Here is a 13,856-nt window from a genome sequence, read left to right as displayed (position 1 = left end):
GTGCCTTCGCGATGTTTGAACTACGTGTATTGAATGGGCTGCACCAGGGCGCTGCATTGCCGTTGGTCGGTGACCAATGGGTGATCGGCGCCAACGACGACCATGATCTGGCGTTATACGACCCGGGCATCGCCTCGCTCCATTGTCGGTTGAGCAGAACCGAGGAAGGCTGGAACCTGGCGGCCGAACAGATGCCGGTCAACGACGACGAAGGGCGTGCGTCAAATGCCATCACACTGACGCCGAACCAACCGTTCGCCGTCGCAAACGTCTGGCTGTGCCTGGCATCCGCCGAAGAGCCCTGGCCTGACGTACCGGCTCTGGCTACGCCTGCGGATACCAACGGCCAGCCGCCTCAGTCGTCATCGTCTCCCGCGCGTAAATCGATGCCAGGCGTGCCATCCTTGAAGCTGATATCGGCGGTGATCGCTGGCGTGGTCGTAGGCCTGGTCGGTGGCGCCTGGGGCCTTAGCCAGTCCGAAGCCCCGCCGAGCGCCGTCAAGGTTACCGCGGCCAAGGCGCCTCAAAGTCCGGCGCAGCCCTCCCCGGCGACTGCCTCCGCCCAATCCTCCGCTAGCACCCGCCTGAAAGATCGGGAACAGATCCGTCGGCTCCTGACCACTCAATTGGCGGAACGCCTGCTCACAGAGGTCACCGTCGAGGAGCTTGACGAAGGATTGGTGCTCAAAGGCAACCTCAAGGAGGAAGCGCTGGAGGTCTATCAGCGAATGCTCAAGAGTTTCAAGGAGCGCTATCCCACCACGGTCCCGATGGTCGATCAAGTCGGCATCGTCAGGACCAGCTTGCCGTTCACCCTGGTGCAAATCATCGCTGGCAACAACGCTCACCTGGTGACCGCCGACGGCCTGCAGATTTATGTTGGCGACGTGGTGCAGGGCCTGCGTTTGACGCGGATAGATGAGCACAAAATCATCTTCGATGGCGACCAGCATATCGAGGTGAGCTGGTGACCGATGCGCTTGAACAATGGGCTCGACAACAGCGCGCGCGGCTGGCCAGTTGTACGGCCGTGCGAATCAGCGGCAAGGTTTCGGCGGTGAGCGGGATACTGCTGGAATGCCAGGTGCCTGCGGCCAAGATTGGCGATCTTTGCGAGGTCAGCAAGGCGGACGGCAGCTCAATGCTGGCGGAAATTGTCGGTTTTACCGATCAATGCACACTGCTCAGTGCCCTTGGCACCCCTGCCGGCATTCAAGTCGGAGCCCGTATCCAACCGCTTGGGATGGCTCACCGCATAGGGGTGGATGATCAGTTGCTCGGAAGCGTGCTCGATGGTTTTGGTCGACCGTTGCTAGGCGCCGGCCTCGGCGCTTTTGCCGATGTCCATGATGGGCGCAGCACCACGGCGGTGATTGCCGATGCCCTGCCGCCGATGCAAAAGCCACGCATCAGCAACCCGCTACCCACCGGTATTCGCGCCATCGACAGCGCCATCCTGTTGGGCGAAGGGCAGCGTGTCGGATTGTTCGCCGGAGCGGGCTGCGGCAAGACCACGCTGCTGGCGGAGATGGCCAGGAACATGGACTGCGACGTCATCGTTTTCGGCCTGATCGGCGAACGGGGACGGGAACTGCGCGAGTTCCTCGACCATGAACTCGATGATGAATTACGCCGGCGTTCGGTACTGATCTGCGCCACCTCCGATCGCTCCAGCATGGAGCGTGCGCGCGCCGCTTTCACCGCCACCGCTATCGCGGAAGCCTACCGTCAGCGCGGCATGAAAGTGCTCTTGCTGATTGATTCGCTCACCCGTTTTGCCCGTGCTCAACGCGAAATCGGCATCGCCGCCGGGGAACCGATCGGACGTGGCGGCCTGCCCCCCTCGGTCTACACCCTGCTGCCGCAACTGGTCGAGCGCGCGGGCATGAGCGAGAACGGCTCGATCACCGCCATCTACACCGTGCTGATCGAGGCCGACTCGATGAACGATCCCGTCGCCGACGAAGTCAGGTCGCTGCTCGACGGGCACATCGTGCTGTCGCGCAAGTTGGCCGAGCGTGGGCACTATCCGGCCATTGACGTGTCCGCGAGCATCAGCCGGATCCTCGGCAACGTCACCAGCCGCGAACATGTCCAGGCCAATAATCGCCTGCGCCAGTTGATGGCGGCCTACAAGCAGGTGGAAATGCTCCTGCGCCTGGGTGAATACCAGGCCGGCGCCGACCCGGTCACTGACCTGGCGGTACAACTGAACGACAGCATCAACCGCTTCCTGCGCCAGGACCTGCGCGGTCCGGTAGCGCTTGAAGAAACACTCGCCCAACTCAATCACATTACCTCGCAGCTGGTGGACTGACCTTGGACGAAGATCTCGATACGGACCCGGAGCGTCAGGCGCTGGAGCGCGTCATCGGCCTGCTCGGCCCTTTGCGCCAACACCGCCAGGCCAGTGCCGAACGTGCCCGTGCGCGCCTTGCACGGGAGGTGGCGAGGTTGCGCGCGCAACTGCTGTCTAGCGAAAGCTCAATGAACCAGGAGCGTACCAACCAGAAGCGCAAGCGGCGGTCGCTAGCCGATACCCACCTGCAGACCACTCTGGAACTGGCTGATATCGACCGCTGGCACGAAAAGGAGCGACGCATGCTTGATCGCCTCGCCCAGATCCGCCAGGACGTCAGCCAGTTGCGCTTGCACATCGAAGCGCAGGAGCAGTCGTTGCAACAAGCACAGCTGGACGCCAAGGCACGGCAACGCGCGGTGGAAAAACTCGCCTGCATGAGCGAGACACTCAGTGAGGAATAAGTGAGACATGACTGCCCCCATCAAGCACACGCCACCCCAGCGCCCTGCTCCACAGGTACCTGCCGCGCCTGCGGCAAGACCCACCGCCGCGGCATCCTCGACGCCGTCGAGCAAAGGCCCCGAGGTCCAACGCAACCGTCCGGTCGAAGTCAGATCTGCCAACGACGGCGTCAGACCGCTGGACGCCGATGCGATGTTGTTCATGCAGATGCTTGTGCCACCGCCCCCCGCCTATTCGGACGACCAGGGCAGCTCGGGCAATGGTTCGAGCTCGTTCTCGATGTTCGCGCCGCTCGACGGCATACCGACACAGTTGATTGATGAGCTGGCGCTGCAGTTGCCGCAACACGGCGATCGTCCTTTCAGCGCCACCCTGCTCATGCCCAATCTGGGCAAGGTCCAGATTCGTGCCCAGAAACGAGACAGCCATTGGGACATCGAGCTCGGCCTGGAACGCGCAGACGTCCTGGAGCGATTGACCAAGCATCATGGCGCCTGCCAGCAAGCGTTCGCCCAGGCGCTGGACCATGACGTCGAGCTGAGATTACAGCCGACGGGGCCTGCATGAAAAAACTCAGCCTGAGACGCCTGTCGAGCACGGTCGCAATGGCCTCCCTGGCCTTGGGGCGCGGCCGTTTTCTGGAGTTCACCAGCGGAGCTGAAAAGATACGCATGACGCTCGGTCCCCTGACACCCTGCGGCGTCATTGCCGATGAGCGCTGGATAGGCTTGTCCAGCCGACACGGCCCCCTGCTGTTGTCGAACGCCGATGCGCTGCTGAGTCTGTGCGGTGAAGTTCCCGTGCTCACCGCAGAGCCGCCGCAAGCGTGGTATTGGCAGTTGATCAATCAACGGATGGCGCCGGTGTTGTCCGACCTGCTCGCACCGTTGGCGTCACTGGCCGAGGAGCCGGTACTGGATGACCGCTGGGATTGTCGCGTGCTCATCGAGCGCAATGGCGAGAAAGCCTACGGAACGCTAAGCCTCGGCGCCGAATCACTGCTGCGAATGCTGAATGACGCACCGTGGCGATTTATCGAACAAACCGTGCCTGAATGTTGGGTTCTGACTCATCCGGTCATCGTTGGGCGCATGGATTTGCTGGTCAATCAGCTGCGCTCATTACGGCCAGGCGATGTGCTGTTGCCTGCCGAGGCAGTCTTCGATGTTCAAGGTCGAGGAAACCTGCACCTGGGCAACCAGCGCTGGGCGGTTTGTAGCGAAGACCGGAATGATCACTTACAGCTCAGGCTGATTCACGAGGAAGGCTCCATTCATGAGCAATGAACTGCAGGATGAAGAACCGTTGTACGAGTTCGACAATAACGATGAGTTGGCGGCCCAGGAAGCGAACGACGACCAGCAGGAACGGCTCGATTCAGCGCAGCCAGACGTCCCCCTCACGCAGGAGGCTGCAACGCAGCCGCCATCGCCCTTGTCCGGCGTGACCCTGGCGTTGACCATACGGTGTGGCGAAGTGAAGCTGAGCCTCGAAGCGCTCGGCCGGCTGGCGGCCGGTTCCGTGGTGGATGTCACAGGCATGGCACCGGGCGCAGCGACGTTGTGCCATGAAGAGCGGGTGGTCGCCTACGGTGAGCTGGTAGACGTGGATGGACGCTTGGGTATGCAAATCACTCGCTTGGTATTTGATCAATGATTCTGGATGGCATGAACCCGATCATGCTCGCGCTGTTTCTGGGTGCGCTCTCGCTGATCCCGTTGTTTTTGATTGTCTGCACCGCATTTCTGAAAATCTCCATGGTGTTGCTGATAACGCGCAATGCCATCGGCGTTCAACAGGTTCCGCCCAATATGGCGTTGTACGGCATTGCCCTGGCGGCGACGATGTTCGTGATGGCTCCGGTGGCTTATGAAATCCAGCAACGGGTGGCTGAAAATCCTTTGCAGATAGGCACTACCGAACAACTTCAAGCCAGCGTGAACACGGTCATCGCCCCGCTGCAAAACTTCATGAGCCGTAACACCGATCCGGACGTCCTGACTCATCTGGTCGACAACACCCATCGTATGTGGCCTGCGGAACTGGCCGAAAAAGCCAGCAGCGAGGATCTGCTGCTGGCGATTCCAGCCTTCGTATTGTCGGAGCTGCAGGCCGGGTTCGAGATCGGTTTTCTGATTTACATTCCGTTCATCGTCATTGATCTGATCGTGTCCAACCTGCTGCTTGCGCTTGGCATGCAAATGGTCTCGCCCATGACCATTTCGCTGCCGCTCAAACTGTTGCTGTTCGTCCTTGTCCAGGGCTGGACGCGGTTACTCGACAGTCTGTTCTATTCCTATCTGTGAGGCTGCCGTGGAAGCGCTGGAGTTGTTCAAACAGGGCATGTATCTGGTGGTGATTCTTACCGCACCACCGCTGCTGGTCGCGGTGCTGGTGGGCGTGTTGACGTCGCTCGTACAAGCCTTGATGCAGATCCAGGACCAGACCCTGCCCTTTGGCATCAAGCTGGTCGCCGTGGGCGTGACCCTGGCGGCGACCGGCCGCTGGATCGGTGTTGAATTGATCCTGTTCATCAACACCGCGTTCGACCTCATCGCGCGCACCGGAGGCGCCGTTTGATGCCATTCAATGCCGAGTATTTGTTCGAACTGATGCTCGGTATCGCGTTAGCCATGGCCAGGATTCTACCGTGCATGATGCTGGTGCCAGCGTTTTGCTTCAAATACCTCAAGGGGCCGCTGCGTTATGCCGTGACCTGCGCGGTTGCGATGGTTCCAGCGCCGAGCATCGGTCGGGTGTTGTCCGGACAACATGAGAACTGGCTGATGATCGGCGGTTTGTTGCTCAAGGAAATGGTCCTGGGCGTTCTGTTGGGGTTACTGCTGTATATGCCTTTCTGGATGTTCGCGACGGTAGGCGCCTTGCTCGACAGCCAGCGCGGCGCCCTCAGCGGCGGCCAGATGAACCCTTCCCTCGGGCCCGACGCGACGCCACTGGGCGAGTTGCTGCAGGAAGTGCTGATCATGCTGGTCATCCTGTCCGGCGGCCTCTCGCTGATTACCCAGGTCATCTGGGACAGCTACATCATTTGGCCGCCCACCGCATGGATGCCTATCATGACGGTAGAGGGGCTGGACATATTGCTTGGCGAGCTGAACAGGACCCTGCAGCACGCATTGCTTTACGCGGCGCCGTTCATAGGCCTGTTGCTGCTGATTGAGGCCGCTTTCGTCATCGTCGGTCTTTATGCCCAGCAACTGAATGTTTCGATTCTGGCGATGCCGGCCAAGAGCGTTATCGGTTTGCTGTTTCTGCTCGTGTATCTGCCCACGCTCCTCGATCTGGGTAACGCCGAGGTCGGACGCTGGTTCGATTTGAAGTTTCTGCTGAACCTGTTGGTGAAAGTGCCGTGAGCGAAAAAACCGAAAAGGCGACGCCAAAGAAAGAACGCGACGCGAGGGAAAAAGGCCAGGTTGGGCAGAGCCAGGACCTGGCCAAACTGCTGGTGCTGATGGTGGTCAGCGAAGTCTGTCTGGGCATGGCCGAGGAAAGCATGACGCGCCTCCAGCACCTCACCGAATTACCCTTGCGACGACTGAACGAACCCTTCGCCAGTACTGCCATCGAGCTCAGCGGCACAGCGCTGTGGACACTTGTTTCCTTCATCGTGGCCAGCGTCGGCGTGGCGATTCTGATACGCCTGGCCGGCACCTGGATGCAGATCGGATTTCTCTTTGCGCCCAAGGCCCTGAAGGTCGATCTCGGCAAGCTCAATCCAATCGGCCAGATCAAGCAGATGTTCTCTAAACAGAATCTGATGAACCTGCTGTTGAGCGTCCTCAAAGCGCTGGCCATTGCGGTCATTCTGTATGTCTCGATCATGCCCATCCTGGGCAAGCTGGTGCTGTTGGCCGACACCGATCTCGTCACCTACTGGCGCTCGTTGCTGGAGGTATTTCAGAACATCTTGCGCAACACCTTGGGCCTGTTGCTGGTGATCGGCATGGTCGACTTTGCCCTGCAGAAATATTTTCACGCCAAGAAATTGCGCATGAGCCACGAAGACATCAAGCAGGAATACAAGCAGTCCGAAGGCGATCCGCACGTCAAAGGCCATCGTCGTCAGCTGGCGCACGAACTGCTCAACTCCGAACCCAGCACGGCCCCCCGGCCGGTCGAGGATGCCGACCTGCTGTTGGTCAATCCGACCCACTACGCGGTGGCACTGTTCTATCGACCAGGCCAGACACCTTTGCCACTGATTCATTGCAAAGGACAAGACGATGATGCACTGGCGCTGATCAAACGCGCCCAGGACGCCAAGATTCCGGTGGTCCAGTGTGTTTGGCTGGCACGTGCGTTGTACACCGTTCGCACGGGTCGCCATATACCGCGCGAAACCCTGCTGGAAGTTGCCCACATCTATCAGGTCATTCGCCAGCTTGATGAAGTCACCGAGGAAATCATCCAGCTCGAAACCCACTGAGCAACCATTGCAGTCATAAAACTTTAATACCGGCGCGCTTTAATGGTGGTCAAAACTTCTGGAAGTTTACCCCATGCATTCGTCGAGCTCGCGCTTCCAATCCCCGGGATCGATCCCACTCTCAGAGCAAACGAACACGTGGTTATTGGAGGCCGCTGAGCGGCTCGGCATTCCCTCTGCGCAGGCACGAGCGTTCTCCCGTAGCGCCCAACTGTCGTTGCCGGGGCTGACCTTGCAATTGTCGCTCTGGCAGACGTCGCCTGTGCAGCAGTGGGTGGTGTTGGCTCTGCTGCCACGCCCCAACGGTTTGCCGGTTGAGGTCTGGAGCGAGTTGCTGCTGCGGTCCAATTGCGCCATATCGGCAATGAGCAGTAGCAGCGTGAGCCTGAACGACAGCGGTGACGCCGTGCTCGTGCTGCGCCTTATCTCGCAGCCGCAACATCAGCGTGAATTGCTTGCCGATGAGCTGAGCCATCTCTTGTCCGTCGGCGAAAGCCTCGTGGCGGGTGCCACCGCACTTCAAGATAACCAAGGCGGCGCACCCGGGCCCGTCACCACGGCACCGAGGCAAGATGAGCGCGCGGGGCAACAGGCGCAGGCGGCGATGAATCGGGAATGGCATCGTCCATTACTGATCGCTGCGCTGCAGCACTTGGACATCGCCGCCCCACCCTTCGAGCAGATATTGACCGTCGGCGTGATCCAGGCCAACGGCCGTGCCTATGAAGTGATTGCCGACAGTGACCACCAACATCTGCTGATCAGTACGCCGCTGCCAACTTCGCTGAACACGGCGACGCAACGCGAACGCGCATTACTGGCCAACCTGCACCTGATGATGCTGACCCAAGCTGCCGTGGTCCTCGCGCCACACGGCAGCGCGTTACAGGCGCGCTGGAACAGCACAGGGCTGGATGGTCAGGCATTTGCCGAATGGCTGCTGGACTTCGGTCAACTGGCCGAGAGCTTCATGCAGACCCCAGCCATTCGCCCAGCAAGGAACATCCCATGGACCCGATAACCCCAAACCTGGGACGCATCCTGCCAGCACCGCAAATCGAGTTGCGGCATCGTCATCCCACCGCTGATGCAAATGCTTTGGAACGCGGCGAGGCACCCGCTCACTTGCCTGACTTCACTTCGCGCGCCCGCGCGCATGTGACAGGCCTGAGCCAGGCCTTCCATCGCGACTATCTGGCGCCGGCAGGCAGAGCCACGGGCGCCCTCTGGGAAAGCGCCAAGGAACACGGCGTGGCCCTGGGCAACAAGGTCGGACGCGGAGCAAAGCTCGCGTTGAGCGACAGCATGGCTAATTTGCCTTCCGGCCGCACAACGCTTGCCGCTGCGGGCCATACGGTCCAACAGATGGTCAACTGCGGAGCGCCTACCTATCTTCGCGAGTTGGCGTTCATGCATGCCTACAGCGCGCTCAACGAAGGGCTCGCGAAAAAAAGCCCGGGGGCAATGCTGACTTTGCAGGCCGCTGTCTCACTGACGACCATTGCCACCCAGCTCTACGTACGCCAACCGCGCCTGGATCGTCTCGCCGCCGATTCCAGCGATGCGGTACGCGGGCACTTCGCCCTCAGCGAAGCGAAATGGAACGCTCTGCCGCCCGATAAACAAGACACGCTGCGCCTGCAGATGAAGCGCGATTCGCGCAACATCACCCGCAACCAGGTCGTCGCTGAGGCGCTGTATCTGGGTATGGGCGCCATGGGCGTTGCGCGTGGTGACGGCGCGCTGAGCGCGAGGGTTTTGGCCACTCAGCTACGCGACGTGATTTATGCTCTTTCTCGCGAAACCATGCAGGCCACTTTCAGCATGACCGCCCCCCAGGACGACACCAAGACCTACGGGGTCGACGAGGATAATATGCCGACGCTCGGCTGGGCCTACGGTGCCATGACCTTGAGCATGGGTTTCATGCTCGACTCCATCAGTGAACAGGTCTTGCCACCGGGCCAGACGTTGACGAGTCCGGCACTGCTCGGGCCGGATCAGCAACCGCTGTTGGGCGAAGCACTGGTCGCTTCCATCCAATCCCTGGCCGGCACGCGCGCGGCATTCAACACCGTTGTCGCGACCCTCGACAACCATCTGCAGCGGCATTTCGACACGCGCCAGGTGGGCACCAACCAGGAGTTGAAACCGAACCTGCCGCTCAAGGATTATGGCCGGGTCTTGGACCAATCCCCCGCCCGAGTCGCCTGGGCCAGCCTGGCTGGCGCAATCAATATGGCCACCGGCGAAGCACTGCGCGGCAAGGTTGCGCCCGCCCTCTCCGGCTTTCTCGGGAATATGGGGACCGCAGCGGCGATGGGTTTGGCCTATCGCACCGTCAATCAAACATTCCAATCCCACGCGAGTGTGCGCAAGGCCGTCGACAAACAAGCGGCGACGGCTGCTGCCGGGCAACAGCAAGCTTGAACCGCAACGCCGCGCCGCGCGGTCGACAGTTCAAGCGTCGCAAAAGGAAGGGAAACTGCGCCAGCAATCGCTACTGGCGCAGCGGATGGACGGTCATTCCAAGGGGCTCAAGCCTGCCAACAGCAATTGATGTTGGCAGATATTATCGAGCACCGCGCGACCATGGGAGAATGACGGCACCGCATGCCAGACAACGAAGTCGCGGTGGGCATCGAGAAACAGAAAATAGTCAGGGAACAGGTAGGATTGCGTGAAGCGCCGCTCCAGCGCCTCACGCAGTTGCTGGGGCTGCAGCGCGCGACTGTCGATGTGCAACGCTATACCCCAATCATGGTGCTCATGGCGACTCACGAAAGAAACACCCGTTGCTACCGGCCATACCGCTGTCTGCCCAGCAGCCACCCGTTCGTAGAACTCCGCTTTCCCCGAGACTTGTATCATGGTGCTCAATCCCGCAGTGGCACGACAGTATAGTCCGCGGTGTCCTGCGGATTTTCCAGGCCAGTACGCATGTCCGCTGGCCACCAGATCACCAGCTCCCGGTTATTGGAGTCGGGACGGTCGCAGGACCGTCCAGAACAGCCGCCCGAGGTCGTCGAGCAACCGGAGAGCATCACACACAGAAGGCCGAACGCAGCCCAGTTCATCTTGGTCATCGAGTTGCCTCCTTGAGTAATGAGTCGCGAAGGGTCGCATTGCTCTTGAGCGACTGGGGATTACGCACCGCGACATAGACTTCGCTTTGTTCCCCAGGCTGCAACCAAGCGCGAGGCCATGCACTGACACCCAGCACCCAGCGCCCGCCACAACTGCTTTCATCGATACGCAGCGGTTTATCACCCGTATTGCGCGCGACCACCACGCCAATGCTCCAGGCATTGCGCCCATACCACTGGCTGCGATCGGCGTCGATGACCAGGCCCTGTTGCGGCGCGCATAAAGTGGCCGGCGCGAATAAAGGCTCGTTACTCGGGGTAAAACCAGTCGGTTGCACATCACTCAACAACTGAGTGAAGGCGCGCTGAATATCAACGCGAGTGGGTTGCCCATCGCCATGGCGCCCGTCGATCCGCTGAGCGGTGGAATCGATATCTTCCGGGTTACCGCTTTCGACATAACGTGCCGGGTCAATCTGGTTGCCCACCAGCCGAGGCGTAAGAATGAACAAGCGTTCTATCTTGTTGGTGCTGCGGCTACTGGACGTGAACAGCAATTTGCCAATGAGCGGAATGTCACTGAGCCACGGGATTTTGCTTACCTTGTCGCTCGACTGCAGAGAATGAAAACCACCGACGACCAACGATCCACGCTCGGCGATGACCGCCTGAGTGCTGACGCTGCCATTACGCACGCTGGGTTTGGTGCCATCAAGCAGCGATGCTTCGATTTGTCCGTCCTCGATATCGAGGATCAACTGCACCTGCGTCTTGCCATTGTGCTGCATCGAGCGCGGAACTACTTGAAGGCTGGTACCGGCAGTAATCGGCTGGATATCGGCAACACGCTCTCCCGTCGCGGTGAGGAACTCGGTCCGGCTGAAATCGATGACAGCGGGCTGGTTCTCCAGGGTGAGGATCGAAGGATTGCTGATCACCGTCGCCGCCCCCTTGGCTTCCAGCGTGCGGACCGCCAGGGCGAATCGCCCGGCATTTTCGGCCGACAGCGTCGAGCTGCCTGACTCAAGCAAGGACCCTCTGACGTTGGTCCCTCCGGCCCAGACATTCCAGTTGCTGGACAACTCGTTCAACTCGTCGCGGTCGATGTCGTAGATCACCGCGTCGATTTCGATCAGGTTGCGCGGCACATCAAGCTGCCTGACCAGGTTTTCGTACAAGACTCTACGCTTGGGCGAGTCGTAGATCAGCACCGCATTGTTGCGTACGTCGGCTGCGACCCGTATCCGCGACCTGCCAGCGGAGCCACCCTTGTTCTGAGCGCCGCCGCTGGCGCCGGCAATCACGCGATCCAGGGTTTGCTGCAACTGATCATCGGCCAAGCCGCCAAGCAAACTTGGCGTGCCCGCGAAGCTGCTGGCGCCGCTCGCGCCAGCTCCCAATCCTGCGCCTTGCAAGACGTTAAAGACGCTACCTGATCCGCCTTGCGAGCGGCTGTCCAGCAGCTCCTTGAGGATCGTGGCTACCCCTGAAACGGTCAGCTGTTCATCACGGTAACTGATGGTGCGATCGGCAGCGTTCGCGTAACGCAACGGTAAGACCACGACGTCTTGCTTTTCCTCGGGCTTGTCGACGTTGCTGCTGTAGTCGCGAATGAACTGAACATACCGAGCAGGTCCGCTGACCAACACCACGCCCTCATCCGGCAGGACTCCCCAGCCAAATCGTGAATCGAGCAAACCGAGTTCAGTCAATGCGCCCTTGAGGTCGTCAACGGCGTCCGGGGATACCTCGATTCGCTCGGTTATCTGATCACGGGCCGGGCTGACGTACAGGGTGTTGTTGTAGACGAACCATTGGAACTGATGCTGCTGGCTCAAACGATCAAGAAACGCCTGCGGGCTGTCCGCGCGGATACGCCCCTCGACGATGCCTTCAATGGGGTCCATCTCAAGGTTGACGCCAAACTCTCGGGCAAATGCTTCAAGAACGCTTGAAAGCTCGGTCTGTTGCGCGTCGAACGCATAGGCCGTTTGTTTCCACGCTGGCGGTATCGCCGCGAACGCTGGGGCACTCAGTCCCAATAACAGCCACGGTAACCACCGGTAGGCCTTACGCATATCACACTCCAGTGTGCCAATTAGTTGCTAGACGGGACTCGGCCGAAGGCGAATCAAATAAGGTTTTATGCATCAGGCTAAGCATGGCTGCGCGCTGATTGGCCAGGGTCTGCAAGACCTCCAGTAGGGCCTCGACCGAACTCGACGGGGCCATCCAGTGCACCAGCACCAGACACTGGCTTTGCGGATCGGTACCCAGTGCCCCCGGACAACGGCACGCAACGCTCGCTCCCCCCTGCCCCAGGATGCTCATCAATCGATCAGGAGCGCTGGCATCAAACGGATCCAGCACGTCGATGCTGCAGCGGATTCCGCCTTCGACCCAGGCAAGCTGCACATTCGCATCGTCAACCCAGCAATCCAAAGGGGCGACCGAACAGTCATCGAGCCACCGGTTCAGTCGCGCGCTGAAATCACTGAATTCCATCAATGATCGCTTTGGTCATGCCGTGATGGGCGCGCATGCCCTCGCCCATGACAACGGTCGCGGTGGCTACCGATTGGCTCGCTTGAGCGAAAGCCCTGATGTCTTCAATGTTGCCGCTCTCAGCAGCAGCCAGTGCGGCATCATTCGCCGTTTCGTGAGCGTTGGAGAAATTCTTCTCCAACTGGTTCTGGACGGATTTAAAGTTGATCATGCAGACATCTCCTTGAGAATTTACGCAATATGAGTGGCGGCGCCTCTCTTGCTGGTTCCAAAAGAATGGGCGACTTCAAAATATGATGGGATTGCCGAAGTGTTATGTTGCGACCTGAAATGAGCGTTGTAGACCGGCCCAATCAACGTCGTACTCGCCGGTGTCGGTGCTCAGGCGAATAGACTGGACCGGCATCGTGGTGTCTTCTTTCAACTGCCACAGAGTCGAAGAGCTGTTGGCCGCCAGCCAAGCTTTCACCTCGACTAAAAGCTCGGGATGACACCTCAACGTGGCGCTACCCATCGGGTATGCCTGGGAGGCCGCCAGATGTTCCAGCAAGATCCTGGCCCGCTCTCTGGGCTGACATTCATCGAACAGTCGGCCGATGACGACATTCAACAAATCCCGGCAAACGTCGACCGCACGGCTCCTGCATTGTTGGCGTTCGGCCTCCAGCGCCTCCAACAAACGACTGGCTTGGTCCCAGAACTGAGCCAGCGCTCGATCCAGATAATCCTGCCGCAGTTTTTCTGCCTCCAGTAGCAACGCATCCGCTTCGGCTCGCGCCTGCGACATCACATCAGCGGCTGTCCGGTAGTCAGCGAACTGCTCGTGACGGACGACCAACTCGCCCCCCGCCTCGTGATCGCCCAAGGACAAATTTCGTCGAATCAACATGTTTGACGTTCAACCTGTATGTCTGTCATGCCCGAACCCTCCACAACACAGACCGCCACAGCGCATCGAGTTTGCGGGCGGGAATGTTAAAAGCAGGCTCTGGTGCCTCCTCGGGGGGCCATAAAAGGCGCAGGCGCGACCAGCACCGCTCGCCCAGCCAGCCGG

18 protein-coding genes are annotated in these 13,856 nt (G+C 60.0%); 12 read left to right on the top strand and 6 right to left on the bottom strand.

The genetic code is table 11. The features are described from left to right. Nucleotides 1-11: 11 nt before the first annotated feature. The 12 genes from AB7M32_RS17395 to AB7M32_RS17340 all read left to right on the top strand — a co-directional run bounded on the left by AB7M32_RS17395 (nt 12) and on the right by AB7M32_RS17340 (nt 9,641). Nucleotides 12-971 carry an FHA domain-containing protein gene (locus AB7M32_RS17395; RefSeq protein WP_454250712.1) on the top strand — a complete coding sequence of 320 codons (960 nt, stop codon included), beginning with the start codon at nt 12-14 and terminating at the stop codon, nt 969-971. Beyond that, entirely contained in the window at nt 968-2,317 is a 1,350-nt protein-coding gene (locus AB7M32_RS17390) for a FliI/YscN family ATPase (protein WP_454250711.1), read from the top strand. Before AB7M32_RS17395 ends, AB7M32_RS17390 begins: the two co-directional genes overlap by 4 nt. A 2-nt stretch (nt 2,318-2,319) precedes the next feature. Further along, complete coding sequence (locus tag AB7M32_RS17385) at nt 2,320-2,763, top strand: type III secretion protein (RefSeq protein WP_454250710.1); 444 nt, start codon at nt 2,320-2,322, stop codon at nt 2,761-2,763. Nucleotides 2,764-2,770: 7 nt separating this feature from the next. Beyond that, nucleotides 2,771-3,331, top strand: a complete 561-nt coding sequence (locus AB7M32_RS17380; RefSeq protein WP_454250709.1) for a type III secretion system HrpP C-terminal domain-containing protein — start codon at nt 2,771-2,773, stop codon at nt 3,329-3,331. Continuing rightward, nucleotides 3,328-4,050, top strand: a complete 723-nt coding sequence (locus AB7M32_RS17375) for a type III secretion system protein (protein ID WP_454250708.1) — start codon at nt 3,328-3,330, stop codon at nt 4,048-4,050. The genes AB7M32_RS17380 and AB7M32_RS17375 overlap by 4 nt, the downstream gene beginning before the upstream one ends. Next, the gene (locus AB7M32_RS17370) at nt 4,040-4,420 is read left to right on the top strand and encodes a FliM/FliN family flagellar motor switch protein (protein WP_454250707.1); all 381 of its coding nucleotides are present in this window, start codon (nt 4,040-4,042) and stop codon (nt 4,418-4,420) included. The genes AB7M32_RS17375 and AB7M32_RS17370 overlap by 11 nt, the downstream gene beginning before the upstream one ends. Continuing rightward, nucleotides 4,417-5,070 (top strand): type III secretion system export apparatus subunit SctR, encoded by a 654-nt coding sequence (sctR, locus tag AB7M32_RS17365; protein WP_454250706.1) that lies wholly within the window; start codon nt 4,417-4,419, stop codon nt 5,068-5,070. The genes AB7M32_RS17370 and sctR overlap by 4 nt, the downstream gene beginning before the upstream one ends. A 7-nt stretch (nt 5,071-5,077) precedes the next feature. After that, nucleotides 5,078-5,344 carry a type III secretion system export apparatus subunit SctS gene (gene sctS, locus AB7M32_RS17360; RefSeq protein WP_092164917.1) on the top strand — a complete coding sequence of 89 codons (267 nt, stop codon included), beginning with the start codon at nt 5,078-5,080 and terminating at the stop codon, nt 5,342-5,344. Next, nucleotides 5,344-6,138 carry a type III secretion system export apparatus subunit SctT gene (gene sctT / locus AB7M32_RS17355; protein ID WP_454250705.1) on the top strand — a complete coding sequence of 265 codons (795 nt, stop codon included), beginning with the start codon at nt 5,344-5,346 and terminating at the stop codon, nt 6,136-6,138. Before sctS ends, sctT begins: the two co-directional genes overlap by 1 nt. Next, on the top strand, nt 6,135-7,211 hold the full coding sequence (gene sctU, locus AB7M32_RS17350) for a type III secretion system export apparatus subunit SctU (RefSeq protein WP_454250704.1): 1,077 nt from the start codon (nt 6,135-6,137) through the stop codon (nt 7,209-7,211). The genes sctT and sctU overlap by 4 nt, the downstream gene beginning before the upstream one ends. Nucleotides 7,212-7,284: 73 nt before the next feature. Next, nucleotides 7,285-8,232 (top strand): type III secretion system chaperone, encoded by a 948-nt coding sequence (locus AB7M32_RS17345; protein WP_454250703.1) that lies wholly within the window; start codon nt 7,285-7,287, stop codon nt 8,230-8,232. Then, nucleotides 8,220-9,641, top strand: a complete 1,422-nt coding sequence (locus AB7M32_RS17340) for a hypothetical protein (protein ID WP_454250702.1) — start codon at nt 8,220-8,222, stop codon at nt 9,639-9,641. Before AB7M32_RS17345 ends, AB7M32_RS17340 begins: the two co-directional genes overlap by 13 nt. Before the next feature lie 93 nt (nt 9,642-9,734). Here AB7M32_RS17340 and AB7M32_RS17335 read toward each other — a convergent pair whose 3' ends face one another. From AB7M32_RS17335 to sctL, 6 genes are all read right to left on the bottom strand, one after another. Continuing rightward, nucleotides 9,735-10,082 carry a type III secretion protein HrpV gene (locus AB7M32_RS17335; protein WP_454250701.1) on the bottom strand — a complete coding sequence of 116 codons (348 nt, stop codon included), beginning with the start codon at nt 10,080-10,082 and terminating at the stop codon, nt 9,735-9,737. 5 nt (nt 10,083-10,087) lie between these two features. After that, nucleotides 10,088-10,297, bottom strand: coding sequence for an HrpT family type III secretion system protein (gene hrpT / locus AB7M32_RS17330; protein WP_025213875.1), 210 nt, complete (start codon nt 10,295-10,297; stop codon nt 10,088-10,090). Continuing rightward, on the bottom strand, nt 10,294-12,375 hold the full coding sequence (gene sctC / locus AB7M32_RS17325) for a type III secretion system outer membrane ring subunit SctC (protein ID WP_454250700.1): 2,082 nt from the start codon (nt 12,373-12,375) through the stop codon (nt 10,294-10,296). The genes hrpT and sctC overlap by 4 nt, the downstream gene beginning before the upstream one ends. A 1-nt stretch (nt 12,376) precedes the next feature. Continuing rightward, complete coding sequence (locus tag AB7M32_RS17320) at nt 12,377-12,802, bottom strand: type III secretion protein (RefSeq protein WP_123417482.1); 426 nt, start codon at nt 12,800-12,802, stop codon at nt 12,377-12,379. Next, entirely contained in the window at nt 12,789-13,013 is a 225-nt protein-coding gene (locus tag AB7M32_RS17315) for a type III secretion protein (protein WP_025213878.1), read from the bottom strand. The genes AB7M32_RS17320 and AB7M32_RS17315 overlap by 14 nt, the downstream gene beginning before the upstream one ends. A 102-nt stretch (nt 13,014-13,115) precedes the next feature. Next, a complete protein-coding gene (gene sctL / locus AB7M32_RS17310) occupies nt 13,116-13,691 on the bottom strand; it encodes a type III secretion system stator protein SctL (RefSeq protein WP_454250699.1) in 576 nt (191 codons plus the stop codon). Between the last annotated feature and the right edge of the window lie 165 nt (nt 13,692-13,856).

The sequence above is a fragment of the Pseudomonas sp. R151218B TE3479 genome (genome assembly GCF_053629195.1).
The sequence above is the reverse complement of the archived record's forward strand: the minus strand, read 5'-3'. Positions and strand labels throughout refer to the sequence as shown.